Annotated in this window: 19 protein-coding genes; 5 read left to right on the top strand and 14 right to left on the bottom strand. The window is 69.6% G+C overall.

Annotated features, from left to right (window positions below):
* Nucleotides 1–4: 4 nt before the first annotated feature.
* Nucleotides 5–1,036, top strand: coding sequence for an NAD-dependent epimerase/dehydratase family protein (locus AB8619_RS03495; protein WP_436795069.1), 1,032 nt, complete (start codon nucleotides 5–7; stop codon nucleotides 1,034–1,036).
* On the opposite strand, the gene AB8619_RS03490 is transcribed toward AB8619_RS03495, so the two are convergent.
* The gene (locus AB8619_RS03490) at nucleotides 1,007–1,492 is read right to left on the bottom strand and encodes a VOC family protein (RefSeq protein ID WP_436795068.1); all 486 of its coding nucleotides are present in this window, start codon (nucleotides 1,490–1,492) and stop codon (nucleotides 1,007–1,009) included. The two genes, AB8619_RS03495 and AB8619_RS03490, sit on opposite strands and share 30 nt — an antisense overlap.
* 14 nt (nucleotides 1,493–1,506) lie before the next feature.
* A complete protein-coding gene (locus tag AB8619_RS03485; protein ID WP_436795067.1) occupies nucleotides 1,507–2,073 on the bottom strand; it encodes a YceI family protein in 567 nt (188 codons plus the stop codon).
* A 102-nt stretch (nucleotides 2,074–2,175) separates the two neighbouring features.
* Here AB8619_RS03485 and AB8619_RS03480 point away from each other — a divergent pair, with 102 nt between their 5' ends.
* Nucleotides 2,176–2,667: a MarR family winged helix-turn-helix transcriptional regulator gene (locus tag AB8619_RS03480; protein WP_436795066.1), complete on the top strand. Its 492-nt coding sequence runs from the start codon at nucleotides 2,176–2,178 to the stop codon at nucleotides 2,665–2,667.
* A gap of 13 nt (nucleotides 2,668–2,680) precedes the next feature.
* On the top strand, nucleotides 2,681–3,433 hold the full coding sequence (locus AB8619_RS03475; protein WP_436795065.1) for an enoyl-CoA hydratase: 753 nt from the start codon (nucleotides 2,681–2,683) through the stop codon (nucleotides 3,431–3,433).
* A 15-nt stretch (nucleotides 3,434–3,448) separates the two neighbouring features.
* On the opposite strand, the gene AB8619_RS03470 is transcribed toward AB8619_RS03475, so the two are convergent.
* The 8 genes from AB8619_RS03470 to AB8619_RS03435 form a co-directional block, all read right to left on the bottom strand.
* Nucleotides 3,449–4,144, bottom strand: a complete 696-nt coding sequence (locus AB8619_RS03470) for a hypothetical protein (protein WP_436795064.1) — start codon at nucleotides 4,142–4,144, stop codon at nucleotides 3,449–3,451.
* Complete coding sequence (locus AB8619_RS03465) at nucleotides 4,132–4,743, bottom strand: GNAT family N-acetyltransferase (RefSeq protein ID WP_436795063.1); 612 nt, start codon at nucleotides 4,741–4,743, stop codon at nucleotides 4,132–4,134. The genes AB8619_RS03470 and AB8619_RS03465 overlap by 13 nt, the downstream gene beginning before the upstream one ends.
* Complete coding sequence (locus tag AB8619_RS03460) at nucleotides 4,740–5,825, bottom strand: pyridoxal-phosphate-dependent aminotransferase family protein (protein WP_436795062.1); 1,086 nt, start codon at nucleotides 5,823–5,825, stop codon at nucleotides 4,740–4,742. The genes AB8619_RS03465 and AB8619_RS03460 overlap by 4 nt, the downstream gene beginning before the upstream one ends.
* An 11-nt stretch (nucleotides 5,826–5,836) precedes the next feature.
* A complete protein-coding gene (locus AB8619_RS03455; RefSeq protein WP_436795061.1) occupies nucleotides 5,837–6,760 on the bottom strand; it encodes a Ppx/GppA phosphatase family protein in 924 nt (307 codons plus the stop codon).
* Nucleotides 6,757–7,218 (bottom strand): DUF501 domain-containing protein, encoded by a 462-nt coding sequence (locus tag AB8619_RS03450; RefSeq protein ID WP_436795060.1) that lies wholly within the window; start codon nucleotides 7,216–7,218, stop codon nucleotides 6,757–6,759. Before AB8619_RS03450 ends, AB8619_RS03455 begins: the two co-directional genes overlap by 4 nt.
* Nucleotides 7,219–7,235: 17 nt before the next feature.
* Nucleotides 7,236–7,958 (bottom strand): SRPBCC family protein, encoded by a 723-nt coding sequence (locus tag AB8619_RS03445; RefSeq protein ID WP_436795059.1) that lies wholly within the window; start codon nucleotides 7,956–7,958, stop codon nucleotides 7,236–7,238.
* A complete protein-coding gene (locus AB8619_RS03440; RefSeq protein ID WP_436795058.1) occupies nucleotides 7,949–8,500 on the bottom strand; it encodes a nucleotidyltransferase family protein in 552 nt (183 codons plus the stop codon). The genes AB8619_RS03445 and AB8619_RS03440 overlap by 10 nt, the downstream gene beginning before the upstream one ends.
* Before the next feature lie 65 nt (nucleotides 8,501–8,565).
* The gene (locus tag AB8619_RS03435) at nucleotides 8,566–9,942 is read right to left on the bottom strand and encodes a carotenoid oxygenase family protein (RefSeq protein ID WP_436795057.1); all 1,377 of its coding nucleotides are present in this window, start codon (nucleotides 9,940–9,942) and stop codon (nucleotides 8,566–8,568) included.
* 91 nt (nucleotides 9,943–10,033) lie between these two features.
* Between AB8619_RS03435 and AB8619_RS03430 the strand changes: the two genes are divergently transcribed.
* Both AB8619_RS03430 and AB8619_RS03425 read left to right on the top strand, forming a co-directional pair.
* The gene (locus AB8619_RS03430; RefSeq protein ID WP_436795056.1) at nucleotides 10,034–10,402 is read left to right on the top strand and encodes a hypothetical protein; all 369 of its coding nucleotides are present in this window, start codon (nucleotides 10,034–10,036) and stop codon (nucleotides 10,400–10,402) included.
* 81 nt (nucleotides 10,403–10,483) lie between these two features.
* Nucleotides 10,484–12,454 (top strand): family 43 glycosylhydrolase, encoded by a 1,971-nt coding sequence (locus AB8619_RS03425; protein WP_436795055.1) that lies wholly within the window; start codon nucleotides 10,484–10,486, stop codon nucleotides 12,452–12,454.
* 9 nt (nucleotides 12,455–12,463) lie between these two features.
* Here AB8619_RS03425 and AB8619_RS03420 read toward each other — a convergent pair whose 3' ends face one another.
* Genes AB8619_RS03420 through AB8619_RS03405 form a run of 4 tightly spaced genes read right to left on the bottom strand, consistent with a single transcriptional unit; the run spans nucleotide 12,464 to nucleotide 15,591 of the window.
* On the bottom strand, nucleotides 12,464–13,243 hold the full coding sequence (locus AB8619_RS03420) for an XdhC family protein (RefSeq protein ID WP_436795054.1): 780 nt from the start codon (nucleotides 13,241–13,243) through the stop codon (nucleotides 12,464–12,466).
* The gene (locus AB8619_RS03415) at nucleotides 13,240–13,554 is read right to left on the bottom strand and encodes an XdhC family protein (RefSeq protein ID WP_436795053.1); all 315 of its coding nucleotides are present in this window, start codon (nucleotides 13,552–13,554) and stop codon (nucleotides 13,240–13,242) included. The genes AB8619_RS03420 and AB8619_RS03415 overlap by 4 nt, the downstream gene beginning before the upstream one ends.
* An 11-nt stretch (nucleotides 13,555–13,565) precedes the next feature.
* Complete coding sequence (locus AB8619_RS03410) at nucleotides 13,566–14,684, bottom strand: vWA domain-containing protein (protein ID WP_436795052.1); 1,119 nt, start codon at nucleotides 14,682–14,684, stop codon at nucleotides 13,566–13,568.
* Complete coding sequence (locus AB8619_RS03405; protein ID WP_436795051.1) at nucleotides 14,677–15,591, bottom strand: AAA family ATPase; 915 nt, start codon at nucleotides 15,589–15,591, stop codon at nucleotides 14,677–14,679. Before AB8619_RS03405 ends, AB8619_RS03410 begins: the two co-directional genes overlap by 8 nt.
* Nucleotides 15,592–15,601: the final 10 nt, after the last annotated feature.

Here is a 15,601-nt window from a genome sequence, read left to right as displayed (position 1 = left end):
GCTGATGGGCAGACGCGTACTGGTCACCGGCCTCGGCTCGTTCTGGGGCGGTCGAGTCGCCAAGGCGCTCGAGGCCGACCCGACGGTCGACATCATCGTGGGCCTCGACACCCGCGAACCCCAGGTCGAACTCGAGCGGACCGAATACGTCCGCAGCGACGAGAACTACTCGATCCTCTCCCGCATCGTCTCGGCGACCCAGGTCGACACGATCGTGCACACGTTCCTCGTCGTCGACTCGACCTCGATGTCCCCACGTTCGATGCACGAGATCAACGTCATCGGCACGATGAACCTCTTCGCGGCGGCGACCGACTCGTCGGTCCGCAATGTCGTGGTGAAGTCGTCGTCGTACGTGTACGGCTGCCACCCGCGGGACCCGGTCTGGTTCACCGAGGAGACGCCGCGCCAGGTGCCACCGCGCCACCGGGTCGAACGCTCACTGTCCGAGGTCGAGTCCTACGTCCACGACTTCGCGGTCGACAACCCGCACGTCGCGGTGTCGATGCTGCGGTTCTCGAACGTGTTGGGGACCGAGATCGAGACGCCGTTGTCGAAGATGCTCGAGGCGCCGGTGGTGCCGTCGATCTTCGGATTCGACCCACGGTTCCAGTTCGTCCACGAGGACGATGTCATCCGGGCCGTGCTCCACGTCCTCGACGAGAACCTGGCCGGGGTCTTCAACGTGGCCGGCGACGGCCTGTTGCCCTGGAGCGAGGTGGCGGCGATCTGCGGCAAGCGCACCGTGCCGCTCCCGCCCGTCGCCCAAGGCCTGATGGCCGCTGGGCTGCGCCGACTGGGCATCGACATCCCGCCCGAGGTCGTCGACCTGCTCAGCTACGGCCGCGGGATCGACAACGGCCGCCTCAAGCGCGCGGGCTTCGAGTACACGCACACCTCGGCCGGCACCGTGCGGGCATTCATCGAGGCGCTGCGTCTACGCCGGACCGTCGGCGAGGAGCAGGGCTACCGCTACGAGAGCGAAGTCGAGGACTTCTTCAAGCGGTCACCCTCGATCGTCCGCGACGCGGAGTAGCTCTGCGTCGAGATCGAGAGGGGCGACCTTGCCGGACTCGGCATCGGGACCCCACTCGGCTGCAGGCAACAGATACATGATCTCGAACTCGTTTCCGTCGGGATCTGCCGCGTAGAGCGACTTGCTCACTCCGTGGTCCGACTGGCCGACGAGGGCACCGTGGTCGACGAGGATGCCCCGAGCCCGGGCCAACTCCTCGATCGAGTCGACCCTCCAGGCGAGGTGGTAGAGACCGGTCGCGCCCCGGGGCGGGCGGGGTGCCCCGGGACCGACCGAGATGAGCCCGAGGTCATGGTGGTTGCTCGACCGTCCGGCGCGCAGGAACGACGCCCGCCCGCCCGGATCGGCCGAGACCACCGTGAACCCGAGGACATCGGAGTAGAAGGCCTGAGCCACGGACACGTCGCGCACGTAGAGCACGGCGTGGTTGAGTTCGCTCACCTGGATCGGTTCCATGGCTCGAGTCTCCACTATCCGGCGACGGCTTGGACGTCGATGGCGATCTTGACGGTCTTGCCGACGAGCACGCCGCCGGTCTCGAGCGCCTGGTTCCAGGTGATGCCGAACTCGTCGCGATCGATCTCCGTGGTGGCGGAGAAGGCGATGCGGCCGTGGCCCCAGGGGTCGTCGCCGGCGCCCTCGAACTCGACGTCGAGGGTGACGGGACGCGACACGTCGCGCACCGTGAGTTCGCCGTCGACCTTCCAGCCGTCGCCGTCCTGGCGGATGCCGGTCGATCGGTAGGTCAGAGCCGGGTACTGCTCGACGTCGAGGAAGTCGGCGCTCTTGACATGACCGTCACGGTCGTCGTTGCCGGTGGTGAAACTGGCGGCGTCGAGGGTGACCTCGACCGAGCTCTGCGCCGGGTCATCGGCGATCTCGACGGTGCCCGAGAAGGATTCGAAGCCGCCTCGGACCTTCGAGAGTCCGAGGTGACGGACCTGGAAGGTCGCCGAGCTGTGGCTCGGATCGATCGTGTAGGTGCCGGCCTCGGGGACGGTGGTGCCAGCGGCGGTGCGGGTCAGCGTGGTGCTCATGGGGACTCCTGTGAGGGTTTGATTGCTTGGGGGATTGTTGCAGTGACAACAACATAGCAGTAGATCGTTGCGCGTGCAACATCTGATCCGTACCCTGGATGCATGGCCGTCATCCCCGAGTCCGACATCGCCCTCGCGGCGCTCGACGATCCTCGGGTCGAGGCGTTCGGCATGCTGCTCGAGACCCACAACGAGCTGGTGACCGCGCTCGCGAACGGGGCCTCGGAAGGATCGCTGCCGGTCCCCTGGCTCGGCGTGCTCATCCGCCTCGCCCGCACCCCCGACCATCGCCTGCGCATGACCGAGCTCGCGCGTGACATGACGATGAGCACCAGCGGACTGACGCGGTTGATCGACCGAGTCGAGACGGCCGGGCACGTCGAGCGGGAGCGATGCCCGGAGGACCGTCGTGGGCTGTGGGCAGTGCTGACCCCCGCCGGCCTCGACGTCGTCATGGCCGCGGCACCGGGCCACCTCGCCGACCTCGACCACCTGATCGCGGGGGCCCTGGGCCACGACGAGTTGGTGACACTCACCGACCTGCTCCGGCGGGTGCGGAACCATGTCCGTGGAGTTCGTTCCGGCACGGAATGACAGACTCGCCGGGATGACCTACATCCGGACCGAGATCACCGACGGCGTCGCCGTCATCACGCTGAACGACCCCGATCGTCGCAACGCGCTGAACCTCGACATGAACGTCGAGATCGTCGACGCCCTCGACACGATCGAGGCCGACGAGTCGGTCGGCGCTGTCGTCGTCACCGGCGAGCCGCCGGCGTTCTGTGCCGGCGCCGACCTCTCACAGCTCGGCGCGTCGAAGGAAGACGGGCTCAAGAAGATCTACGAAGGCTTCCTCCGCTTCGGATCCTGCCCGCTCCCCACGATCGCTGCCGTCAACGGTGCAGCCGTGGGCGCCGGCTCCAACCTCGCGCTCGTCTGCGACGTCCGGATCGCCGCCGAGCGCGCGCGGTTCGACTCACGCTTCCTCCAGTTGGGCATCCACCCCGGTGGTGGCCACACGTGGATGTTCCGACGCATCACGGGCCCGCAGGCGGTCGTCGCCTCGGTCCTCCTCGGCGAGATCATGGACGGCCGCGAGGCCGAACGGGTCGGTCTGGCCTACAAGTGCGTTCCCGACGACGAGCTGCTCGACACCGCCATCGCCATGGGCCGGAAGGCAGCCGAGGCACCACGTGAGCTGCTGATGAAGACGAAAGCCTCGATCCTCGCCATGGCCGACATCGACCTCCACGCCGATGCCGTCGACCGAGAGTTGGAGCCGCAGGTGTGGTCGATGGAGCAGCCGGCGTTCAAGGAGAAGCTCGCTGCGCTGCAGAAGAAGATCTCCAGCAAGTAGCGCCCGACGCTCCGATCAGAACGTGATGCTGGCCTCGAAGATGGCGAGCAGCGCGTCCTGACTCGCCGAATCCTCGCTGGTCACGATGAACGACCAGACCCGATCGCCGTCGGGCACGAACAGCTGGCTTCCGATGGTGTCGATCGCCTCACCGTCACCGTGTGCGGCGTCCGGGTCGGCGGCGAGCCGGTAGTCGACTCGAACCCGGTCCTGCTCGAGGTCGTCGACGATCGACACGTCCTGGACCTTGCCGGACTCGGCGACCGATCGGGCGAGGGCGGCGACGCCCGCCGGTGACGTGTCCGCACCGTCCTGCACGTCGACCTTGAGCTCGGACACACGTCCCTCGTCGTCGATGCCGGCGGCATAGAACACCGCTCCCGAGGCCGCGACGTTGCGAGCCGCCTCGACGAACGACGGCTGCGCCAGCGTCGCCGCCTCCAACCGTTCGATCGCTTCGTCGCTCAACACCGTGGCCTGCCAACCCTCGGGCACCGCGATGCCGAACCCGAGCGACGGAATCGCCGCGGTGAAGGTGCCCGGGATGTCGGGCACCTCGATGCCACCGGTGTTCGGCTCCTGCGTCGTCGGCGAATGGTCCGCCGACGAGGGTGCCTGGGTGGTGGTCGGCGCGGTCTCGTCGTCGCCGCTGCATCCCGCGACGGCGAGGGCGATCGCGAGCCCGACAGCGGCGGCCTTCAGTCGATCCATCGTGACGTCAACTCCCCACGGCGGGCGTCCCACTCCTCGGACGTGATGGCGAACCGCACGTGGTCTTCCCACACACCATTGATCTCCAGGTACCGGAGCGCCACCCCCTCCTCGCGGAGGCCGAGCTTCTCGACCACGCGACGGCTGGCGCCGTTGCGCGGGATGATGGCGATCTGGAGCCGGTGGAGACCGACGTCCTCGAAGGCGTACTTGGCGGCGACCACCAACGACTCGGGCGTGTAGCCGTTCCCGGCGTGACGCTCGTCGATCCAGTAGCCGACGTAGGCGTTCTGGAAGGGGCCTCGCTGGACCGACGACAGGTTGATCTCGCCGATCAGCGATCCGTCGTGGATGAAGATCCCGAAGCCGTACCCGGTCCCGAGCTGCCACTCACGGGCACGAGCCGAGCACCGAGCCGCGAACGCGTCGTTGCTCTCGACGACGTCGGCCTGTCCGGGGATCCGCTTGGGCTCCCAACGGGTGAGCCAGTCCATGTTGTGCCGACGGACCTCGCGCCACTTGTCGAAGTCCCGCAGCTCGATGGGCCGGAGGACGATCCGACGCCCCAACAGGCGGGTGTTGGTGGCCGTCCAGGTCACCGCTCCAACAGCTCCCCGAGCGCGGCGACCAGCGTCAGGACGTTGCGGCGACGAGCCGCGTGGCCCATGCAGCCGACGCGCCAGACCTTGCCGGCGTAGTCACCGAGGCCGCCGCCGATCTCGATCCCCCACTCGCGGAGCAACGAGGCGCGCAGCGCGGCTTCGTCGACGCCGTCGGGGACGCGGACGGTGGTGAGCTGCGGGAGTCGGTGGCCCTCTTGGGCGAAGATCTCGAAGCCGAGGCCCCGAAGTCCGTCCTGCACTGCGGTGCCGCACTCGGCGTGTCGAGCGATCACCTGATCGACACCCTCGTCGGCGATGGCCGTCAGACCGCCGTGCAGGCTGAAGATCATCGAGATGGGTGCGGTGTGGTGGTACGCCCGGGTCGCTCCGGGTGTACCGACGTAGCTGCCGATCAGCCGGAGGTCGAGGTACCACGACTGGCTGCGCTCGACGAACCGCTCGCGGGCTCGCTCGGACACGGTGATCGGCGACAGGCCCGGCGGGACGCCGAGGCACTTCTGGGTCCCGCTGTAGGCGAGATCGACGCCCCAGGCATCGGCCTCGAACGGGAGCCCGCCGAGCGACGTGACGCAGTCGACGAGCAACAGCGCGTCGCCCTTGCCTGCACCGATCTCGGCGATGTCGGATCGTGTGCCGGTCGAGGTCTCGGCGTGGACCATGCCGATGAGCGTCGGCGAGGGATGGGCAGACAGCAGACGGTCGGCGGTGACCGGCGTGCCCCAGTCGAAGTCGACTCGGACGACCTCTGCCCCGGTCCGCGACGCGACCTCGCACATCCGAGCGCCGAAGACGCCGTTGACGCCGATGACCGCGACATCGCCGGGGCCGAGCACGTTGACGATGCAGGTCTCCATACCGGCCGAGCCGGTCCCGCTGATGGGGATGGTGAGGGCGTTGGTGGTCCCGAACAGTCCCCGCAACCGATCGCACACGTCGTCGAGGAGTTCGAGGAACTCCGGGTCGAGATGTCCCAGCATCGGGCGGGAGAACGCCTCGATGGCCTCGGGGTACGGATTGCACGGGCCGGGGCCCATGAGGATGCGGTCGCTGCGGGGCACGGTCGGCGAGCCTACGGCGCGAGCGAGGCCACGAGACCGTCGAGGATGTCGGACTCGGACACCAGGATCTCCTCGAGGTCGAGCCAGCGGACGAGTGCCACCAAGATGCAGGTCCCGGCGACGATCACGTCAGCCCGTGCCTCCTCGAGGCCCGGATTGTGCTTGCGGTCCTCGAGCGACTCGGTGGCGAGCGTCCGGAAGACGTCCTCGATGGCCTCGCGCGTGAGACGGAAGTGATGGATGGCGTCGCGATCCCACTCGGCCAGGCCCAACTCGACGGCGGCAACGGTCGTGATCGTCCCGGCGAGGCCGACGACGGTGTTCGCGGTCGTCATCCCCGGGAGCTCGCGGGCGATGTCGTCCAACCATGCCTGGGTCACCGAGATGCACGCATGGAGCTCCTCGGGCTGGGGTGGATCGTGCTCGACGTACTGCTCGGTGAATCGGACGCAGCCGATGTCGATCGAGCGGGCCGCCTCGACCTCGGTGGTGCCCACGATGAACTCGGTCGAACCGCCGCCGATGTCGACAACCAGATGCGGGCCGACCGCCGGGTCGAGCTCGGCCGTCGCCCCGAGGAACGACAACGCCGCCTCCTCCTCACCCGAGAGCAATTCGGGCCGGACGCCGACGATCGCCTCGGCCGCATCGAAGAAGTCGTCGCTGTTGCTGGCGTCGCGCGCCGCCGAGGTGGCCGTGATCCTGATGCGTTCCGCCCCGTGTTCGTCGATCACCTCGCGATACGAGCGGAGGGCGGCGAGCGTTCGCTCGATCGCTGCGGGGTCGAGGACTCCGCTGGCATCGACCCCACGTCCGAGGCGGGTGATGGTGTTGACGCGGGCGAGCGCCTCCTTTTCACGGCCGGAACCCCTGCAGACGAGGAGGCGGGTCGAGTTGGTGCCGCAGTCGATGGCGGCGAAGACGGTGTCGCTCATCCCTCGATCCTTGCTTCTTCGGCGAGCCGGGCCTCGATCCACGGGCCGACCGGATCGGGTCCGCCGGCGAGGTACCAGGCCCAGTGGGCGTGGAAGCACTTGATGCCGCGCCGGGTGCCGCCGACTCCCCCGGTGGGGACCGGGCCGTCGTGTCCCGGTGGCAACGCGGCGTCGCGTTCGGCCTCGTAGGCACGGTGCGCAGCGTCGAGGGCCTCGTCGCCGATCTCGGCCTCGGCCACGTCGATGACGCCGCTCGACTCGAGCCGGCCGATCTTGACGCGGTCCTCGGCGCCCACCAGCCAGTAGCGGGTGGGCATCGGCGTCCCGTCGTCGAGGAGGGGCGCGTTGCGAATGACCACGGGGCCACCGTCGTCGTCTCGGACCACGACCTCGAACTCGGCCTGCGGTGCGCGGCCGAGCAACGTCCGGACCGCCTCGATGTCTGCCTCGTCGGCCATCGGCAGATGTGCCAGCGTCAGCGCTTGCGCTTCTTGGAGCGCCGCTTGCCGAGCAGGAGCAGCAGGAACACGATCGCCAGCAGCGGAGCGAGGCGCTTCGCGACCGGTGCGCCGGCGCTGTCGAGCAGGTCGACCGGAGCGCTGGCTTCGTGCTCGACCTTGCGGACGGCGGGTTCCGCCTCTGCGGCAGCCGAGGCAGCAGGCTCGGCTTGCGCCTTCGCGGCCTCCGTGGCGTCGTCGCCGACGGTCTCGGCAGGCGTCTCGTCGGCCGGCGCCTCCGCCGGTTCGCCGTCGAGCTTGCCCTCGAGACACTCGACGAACTGGGTGAGGAGCTTGGCGCTGACCTCGGCGATCATTCCGCGACCGAACTGGGCGACCTTGCCCTTGATCGTCACGTCGCTCTCGACGACCACGTGGGTCGACACGTCGGCACCCGAGCCGGACTCGGTCATGGTCGCGGTGATGATCGCGCTCGCGCTGCCCTGACCCCGGGTGTCGCGACCCTCGGCCTTGAGGACGATCCGCCGGTTGGCCTCGTCCTGTTCCTGGAACGTGGCCGCACCCTTGTACTGGGCGGTGATCGGCCCGACCTTCACCTTCACGATGCCGCGGTACTCGTCGCCCTCGATCTCCTGGAGCTGGGCTCCGGGGAGGCACGGAGCGATGAGCTCCACGTCGTTCAGCACCTCCCACGCCCGCTCGACGGGGACGGGGACGGTGAACTCGTTCGTCAGGTCCATCGGTGCAGGTCCTCCAGGGTGTCGATGTCCGTTGCGTCTCCCGCGCACGGTATCGGCCGCACGAGGTCGGGACGACTCCGCATCAGCGCTCGACCGACTTCGTCACCCGTCGCCGGCAGCAGGTCCCACACCGAGGCATGCAATCGCACGGGGTTCCCCCGCTTCCCGTCGTAGGTCGCGACAGCGATCGCAGCGTCGGATGCAGCGACCTCGCGCCAGGCCTCCGCGGTCACGAAGGGCTGGTCGGCGAGCCCGACGACCACGGCGTCGTGTCCGTCGGCGCCGGCGGCGTCGATTCCGGCGCGCACCGACGTCGCCTGCCCGTCGGCCCACGCCGCGTTGTGGACCACGCGCACCTCGGGGCCGACGAGATCGGCCAGGTCGGCCGCGCCGGTGACCAGATAGACGTCGAGGCCCGAAGCAGAGACGGCGGTGAGGGCGTGCGAGAACACGGTGCCGTCGCCGAGGGGGGCGAGCAGCTTGTGCGTCTCACCCTCGAAGCGGCTGCCAGACCCGGCAGCGAGGAGGACGGCGGCGACCACGCCCGCGAGTGTGGCCGATCCGCCGTCCGTCGGTCAGTCGGCCAGTCGGCCAGTCGGCCAGTCGGTCAGTCGGCGACCCAGTTGCCGTGGAACCCGTAGGGCACTCGGTTCGGGAGGGCGATGGTGCACGCCGGCTCCCCGGCGAAGTCCTGTCCGTTCAGGAGGACGAGGTGGCTGGTGTCCTCGGCGACGTCGTAGGTCACCGACATGACCCATCCGTCGTCCTCGGCGGAGTCGGGCGTGCGGGGGATGAAGACGGCCTCCATCGACAGCCGGTTCGGGCCGTAGTCGTGCAGGATCCGGGTCCCCGTGGTCGAATCCCAGCGCATCAGGGGGCCGAACTGGAGCCCACCGGACGTCCCGTCGAACGTGCCGGCGTAGCCGTAGCGCGCTCGCTTGCCCACGAGACGCTCGTCGATGCGGGGGAACTCGAGCGGGTGGTCGTCGAGGCGCTCCTCCGTCACGCGTCCGGCCGCCGGATCGATCGTCCAGCGATCGAGGGTCGGGTTGCCCTCGTTGGGGCCGCGCATGTCGGTGCGGAACATCGACGGATGCCGGACGATGTCGAGCACGATGCGCCCGTCGTCCAGGTCGTGCGCGTTCATCGGGTGGAACACGTAGCACGGCTCGACGTCGTACCACTTCACCTGGTCGGCCGTGCCGCCCTTCGGGAGGACGCCGACGCGGGCGCCGTAGTCCTCGTCCCAGCGGTAGGGCAGGCCCGCACCCGTCATCGCCATGTCGAGGTCGAACGTGACCGGGAGGTCGTAGAGGATCACGTGGGTCTCGGTGATCGACAGGTCGTGCATCATCGGCTTGCCGGGCACCGCGATGTCCGCGGTGTGCTTCACGACGCCGTCGGCACCGATGACCTGGTACTGCACGGTGTCCCAGCCCCAGTAGTAGGCCACCACGTGCAGGTCGCCCGTGTCGGGGTCGCGCTTGGGGTGGGCGGAGAACGGTCCGGGGATGCCCGCCGTCGCCGGACCGCTGAAGTCCGCTCGACCGATCGTCTCGAGTTCGTCGCTGAGTTCGATCGGGTTGGAGCCCGCCTCGACGCAGGCGAAGGTCCGGCCGGCCAGTCCGATCACGTTCGTGTTGACCGCGCCCTGCATCACGCCGGCGGGACCGCCGGGGTCGTCCCAGCCCTGCTGTTCGAGGATGCCACCGGCACGGACGAAGCGACTGCGGTACCACTCCGCTCTCCCACCGTCGAGGCGGATGCCGTGCACCATGCCCGTGCCGGTGAACCAGTGATAGCCCTCCGCCTCGGCAGCCACCGGGTTGGGACCGATCCGGAGGTACCGGCCGGACAACTCGGGCGGGAGTTGCCCCTGCACCACGGGGAGGTCGAAGGCCGTCACCTCATCGGGCAACGGGGCGAAGTTCCCGGCGAGATACGAGTTCTCACTCGTGCGGCGGTCGATCATGGCGTCGGTCATCGGAGTCTCCTGGGTGGCGGTACCGTCCATTGTGGACCGTCGGAGACAGACCGTCAACCATCAGTGTGGGAATCGTGCCAGCATCGGACCCATGGATCCCCTGACCGCACGAAAGACCCTCGCCGGCATCCGCGCTGCCCTCGGCGTCGGCGCCCTCCTCGCTCCCCGCCTCACCGGCAAGCTCTTCGGCATCGACGCTGACGAGAGCCCGGCCGCCCCGTACCTCGCCCGCCTGTTCGGGGCCCGCGAGCTCTACATGGCGTCGCCCTTCCTGATGCCCGCTCCGGGGCTCGACGAGCAGGAGCTGGCGGCGCGAGCCGTCCCGGTCGACGCCGCGGACACCGTGGCTGCGTTCGCGGCCGGGCTCAAGGGATATCTCCCGTGGCGAGCAGCGATTCCCGCTGCGGCCACCGCCGCGGTCGCGACCTGGCTCGGGACTGCCGCCGCCAAGCAGGGCTGAGCCGCCGACGCCCGGCCCCCTCAAGGTGGTGCGCCATCGCGCCGATCCTCGAATGAGGACGTCGAGGGAGCCGAGGGACAGATGACGAAGCGCATGGTCGTGGCGATCGCAGTGGCACTGGCCGCGTTCGGCGCGTCCGCTGCGCCGGCCACGGCCGCGCCGCCCGAGGACTGGTTCCGTCCCGGCGCCCCGTTCGACCACGAGTTCGCCGACCCGTCGGTGACGCCGGTCGGCCCCTACACGATCGCCTACAGCACCGGTCAGGGCGGTGCCCACCTGCCTGCGATGTGGACCACCGACCACGCCACCTGGACCGCCCGAGCCGAGGAACCCGACTCGAGCGACCCCTGCTACGACCGCTACGAGAACGACGCGTGGGAGAACCCGGGCGTCGGGATGATCGTCCAGACGCCGACGATCGACAACGGCTGCATGGAGCGCGAGGTCTGGGCTCCGTCGGTGGCCTTCATCGGCAACAAGTGGTCCGCCTACGCGGCCGTCCGTGTGTCGGGGAACCGCTTCTGCATCTACCGCGCCCATTCCGACTCGGCCCTGGGCCCGTTCACGACCAGTTCGACGTCGCCGTTCGTGTGCGACGCCGACCCGAACGGTTCGATCGACCCCGACGTCTACGTCGACCTGGCGGGCAACGCCTACCTCATGTGGAAGAGCGAGGGCGTCCCCGGATCGGCACCGACGCGGATCTGGTCGCGGAAGCTCAACGGTGACGGATCGGCATTCGCCCCCGGGTCGAAGCGACGGATGCTCCTGGAGACCACGGCGAACTGGGAGATGAGCAACCCCAGCACCGGCGCCGGTCTGGTCGAGAACCCCTCGATGGTCCTCTTCCAGGGCAAGCACTACCTCTTCTACAGCGGCAACGAGTTCCGGACCAGCGCCTACGGGCAGGGCTACGCGACCTGTTCCGGTCCGCTCGGGCCCTGCACCAAGAAGACGACCAGCGGACCGGTCTCCGGCCTCTCCGCGACGGGGCGTTGGGGCGCCGGCGGTGGCGACGCGTTCGTCGACGACCGCGGACGACTGATGCTCCAGTACCACGCATGGGATCGCAGCGGCGGACAGGCGGCCGGCGGCATCCGTGAGCCGCACACCGCCCAGTTCGCACCGTCAGGGTCCGGCCTCCGGCTGGTACGCGCCGACGACAACCGTGGCGCGGGACCCGACTACCGGTGGGACTATCGCAAGGGCGCGTACTCGTCGTCCCGGCAGGTCATCGGCGGGGTCTACACGACCGTCGCCGGGCGCTTCTCGAGCGACCGAGCCGACGACGTGTACTTCGTCGGCACGGCCGACCGGAGTGACCGGCTGTGGAAGTACTCCGTCGGCGGGGCGAAGTCCTCGGTCGCCGCACCACGCGACGGCTCCTACGTGCCGCTCGTGGGCGACTTCGACGGCGACAGCGCCGATGTCGACGACATCTACTGGTACTCGCCGCTCGGCGATCCCGAGCACCCGACAACGGCCTACGGCGACGAGTTCTGGATCCACGACCGCTCGGGCGGGCACCGCGTGATCGACTCCTCGGCCGTGAAGCAGGACGGGTTCGCCCTGCCGCTCACCGGCGACTTCGACGGCGACGGCAAGGACCAGATCTTCTGGTACGTCCCGGGCGGGACATCGGACGTGATGTGGGAGCTCTCCGGCGACACCCCCACGAAGCGCAGCTACACGGTCAACGGCTTCTACCAGTACCCCCAGGTCGGCGACTTCGACGGCAACGGCACCGACGACATCCTCTGGTACGCACCGGGGACCAGGTCCGACTACGTGTGGTTCTTCCGCGCCGACGGCACCTACCGCTCGGAACCGCGCACCGCCAACGGCGTCTACGTGCCGATGACCGGCGACTTCGACGGCAACGGCGTCGACGACATCGTCTGGTACGGCCCCGGCAGCTCGGCCGACTACGAGTGGAACTTCCGCAGCGGTGGGAGCTACGCCAGCCGACCGCGCCAGGTCAACGGGTACTACACGACCACCGTCGGCGACTTCGACGGCAACGGCCACGACGACATCCTCTGGTACTCCTGAACCGACGGCTCAGTGGATCGAGCCGTCGCCGTCGCGCAGTGACGGTGCTGGTCGAGCGGTACGGGTCGCGATGATCTCGGCCAGGATCGAGACTGCGGTCTCCTCCGGCGTCCGGGCACCGAGGTCCAGCCCGATGGGCGCCATGACCCGACCGATCTGCTCGTCGGTCGCCCCCTGCTCGCGCAGGCGTCGGTTGCGGTCGTCGGTCGTGCGCCGCGATCCCATCGCTCCGAGGTAGCCGACGTCGGTGTCGAGGGCGGCCAGCACCGCCGGCACGTCGAACTTCGGGTCGTGGGTGAGCACACACACCGCGTCACGCGGACCGAGGTCGGCACCGACACGGTCGAGCAGTCGATGCGGCCAGTCGACGACGACGTCGTCGGCGAACGGGAACCGGGCCTTGGTGGCGAACACCTCACGGGCATCGCAGACGGTGGTGCGATAGCCCAGCACCTTGCCGAGGCGGACCAGCGCCCCCGTGAAGTCGACGGCACCGAACACGAGCAGTTGCGGCGGCGCCGCGAACGACTCGACGAAGACCGACACCGCCCGCTCGCGCGCCTCGCCGTGTTCGCCGTAGTGCCGGACGCCGCTCGTCCCCGCCGCCAACTCACCCAGGGCATCGCGGACGACCACGCGGTCGAGATCGGGGTCGCCGAGCGATCCCTCGGCTTCGGCGTCCGGGCGCACCAGCAGCTTGGCGCCGACGTTGGCGCCGTCGACGACAGTGGCCAGCGCCACCGGGGTCTCGCCCCGTACCGACTCGCGGAGTTGGTCGAAGAGGCTCACCAGTCGAGCGGTTCGATGAAGAGGTGGATGGTCCCGCCACACGTCAGGCCGACCGCGAACGCCTCGTCGTCGGAGTAGCCGAAGGTGACGATGCGTCGGTCTCCCGACTCGATGATGTCGAGCGCTTCGGCCACCACGGCACCCTCGACGCAGCCGCCCGAGACGGACCCCACGACCTCGCTGCGCTCGTTCACGGCCATCGCCGCGCCGGGAAGACGCGGACCGGAGCCTTCGACGTCGACGACGCGGGCGACCGCGGCACGGGTGCCGGCCCGGCGCCACCGGTCGAGGTCGTCGAGGATCTCGCGCATCGCCCTCCAGCCTACGTGGGGGCTTCGCCGGCGAGGACGGCGCTGAGACGTTCGAGTGCATCGACGCTGTGGCCCTCGACGAAGGCGTCGACGTGCGGGAGCGCAGCCGCCATGCCGCGCGCGAGCGGCGCGTAGCCAGGCGTCGCCTTCAGCGGGTTCACCCACACCACTCGGTGGGCGACCCGACCGAGCCGCTGCATCTGCTCGGCGAAATGGTCGGGATCGCCGCGGTCCCAGCCGTCGGACAGGATGACGACCACCGCGCCCCGGGCCATGCCGCGGACGCCCCACTCGTCGTTGAACGCCTGCAGTCCCTCGCCGAGGCGCGTGCCTCCCGAGAAGTCCTCGATGGCCGCTGCGGCGTGCGCGAGGGCGTCGTCCGGGTCGCGGCGCGACAGTTCGCGGGTCAGGCGGGTGAGGCGGGTTCCCATGGCGAACGCGTCGATGCGTGAGCGGGCGGAGACCGCAGCGTGGGCGAAGCGCAGGAGCGCACGAGCGTAGGGCTCCATCGACCCCGAGACGTCGACGAGGAGGACCACTCGCCGGAACCGCTCACCGGGTCCCGTCGTCGCCCGGTGGATGGGCTCTCCCCCGGTGCGCAGCGCTGCTCGTACCGAGCGCCGCAGGTCGACCCTTCCGCGCGATGCGGCGTACCGACGACGTGATCGACGGCGTGCTCCGGTGAGCCGGATGCGCTCGATGAGCGCCCATGCCTCCGCCAGTTCACGTTCGTCGAGGGTGGCGAAGTCGGCGGTGCGCAAGGTCTCGACGTGTGAGAACCGGACCTGGATCGAGTCGTCACCGTCGATGGTCTCGTCGCCACCGTCGGCGGCATCGGGATCGTCGATGGCGAGGGTCACCGTCTCGGGCGGGAGCGGTGGTTCGAGCTCGATCGCCTTGCCACCGAAGTAGCCGGCGAAGACCAGGTCGAAGACGTGGACGTCGTCCTCCCGACGCACGAGCGTCGCTCGGGCCGACCAGTAGACGTCATCGGGATCGGCGACGTCGACGGCATCGAGTGCCTCGACGAACCGAGCGGTCGCGTCGACCGGGACGTCGAGCCCCGCCTGACGGAGGAGCCGACCGAAGGCGACGGCGGCGACCGACGGGTCGCGGACGAGGTCAGGCACTCCGCTGGGCCGCAGCGTGCACCAGCGCGTCGAGGCCGGCGGCCCGGACACGGGTCTGGTCTTCCCGATACTTCAGCACCGCGCCGAGCGAGTCGTCGACGGTCTCGACGTCGAGTTCGTCGGCCCCCAGGACCTGGAGCGCGACCGCCCAGTCGATGGTCTCGGCCACACCGGGCGGCTTGTAGAGACCCGCACCGCGGAGATGAGCGGTCGCTGCGGCGACCTGCGCGGCCAACCGCTCACCGACGCCGGGCACGCGCAGCCGCACGATCGCGACCTCCCGTTCGAAGTCGGGATGCTCGACCCAGTGGTAGAGACACCGGCGCTTGAGGGCGTCGTGCACGTCGCGGGTGCGGTTCGAGGTGATGATCACCACGGGCGGCGTCTCGGCGCGGAACGTACCGATCTCGGGCACGGTGACCGCGAAGTCCGACAGCACCTCGAGCAGGAACGCCTCGAACTCGTCGTCGGCTCGGTCGACCTCGTCGATCAGCAACACCGGCGGCGGACCGTCGGTCGGGCTGACGGCCCGCAGCAGCGGGCGCCGCACGAGGAACCGCTCGTCGTAGAGCTCGTCCTCCAGCGCCGTCACGTCGGACCCGGTGGCGATCCCCGCCGCCTCGGCTGCACGCAGGTGGAGCAGCTGCTTCGAGTAGTCCCACTCGTAGACGGCTTGGCTGACGTTGAGTCCCTCGTAGCACTGCAGGCGGAGGAGCTCGCCTCCCGTCCAGCGCGACAGGACCTTCGCGACCTCGGTCTTCCCGACACCGGCGTCGCCCTCGAGCAGCAGCGGCCGGTGCAACGCGAGCGAGAGGTGGATCGCCGTCGCCAACCCGCGATCGGGCAGGTAGCCGTGCTCCTCCAGGGCAGCGGCGACCTCGGCCGGGGTGTCGACGTCGAGAGGCATGGTCGCAGGC

This window comes from Actinospongiicola halichondriae (assembly GCF_049103745.1).
Taxonomy (GTDB): Bacteria; Actinomycetota; Acidimicrobiia; order Acidimicrobiales; family Salinilacustritrichaceae; genus Salinilacustrithrix; species Salinilacustrithrix halichondriae.
The sequence above is the reverse complement of the archived record's forward strand: the minus strand, read 5'-3'. Positions and strand labels throughout refer to the sequence as shown.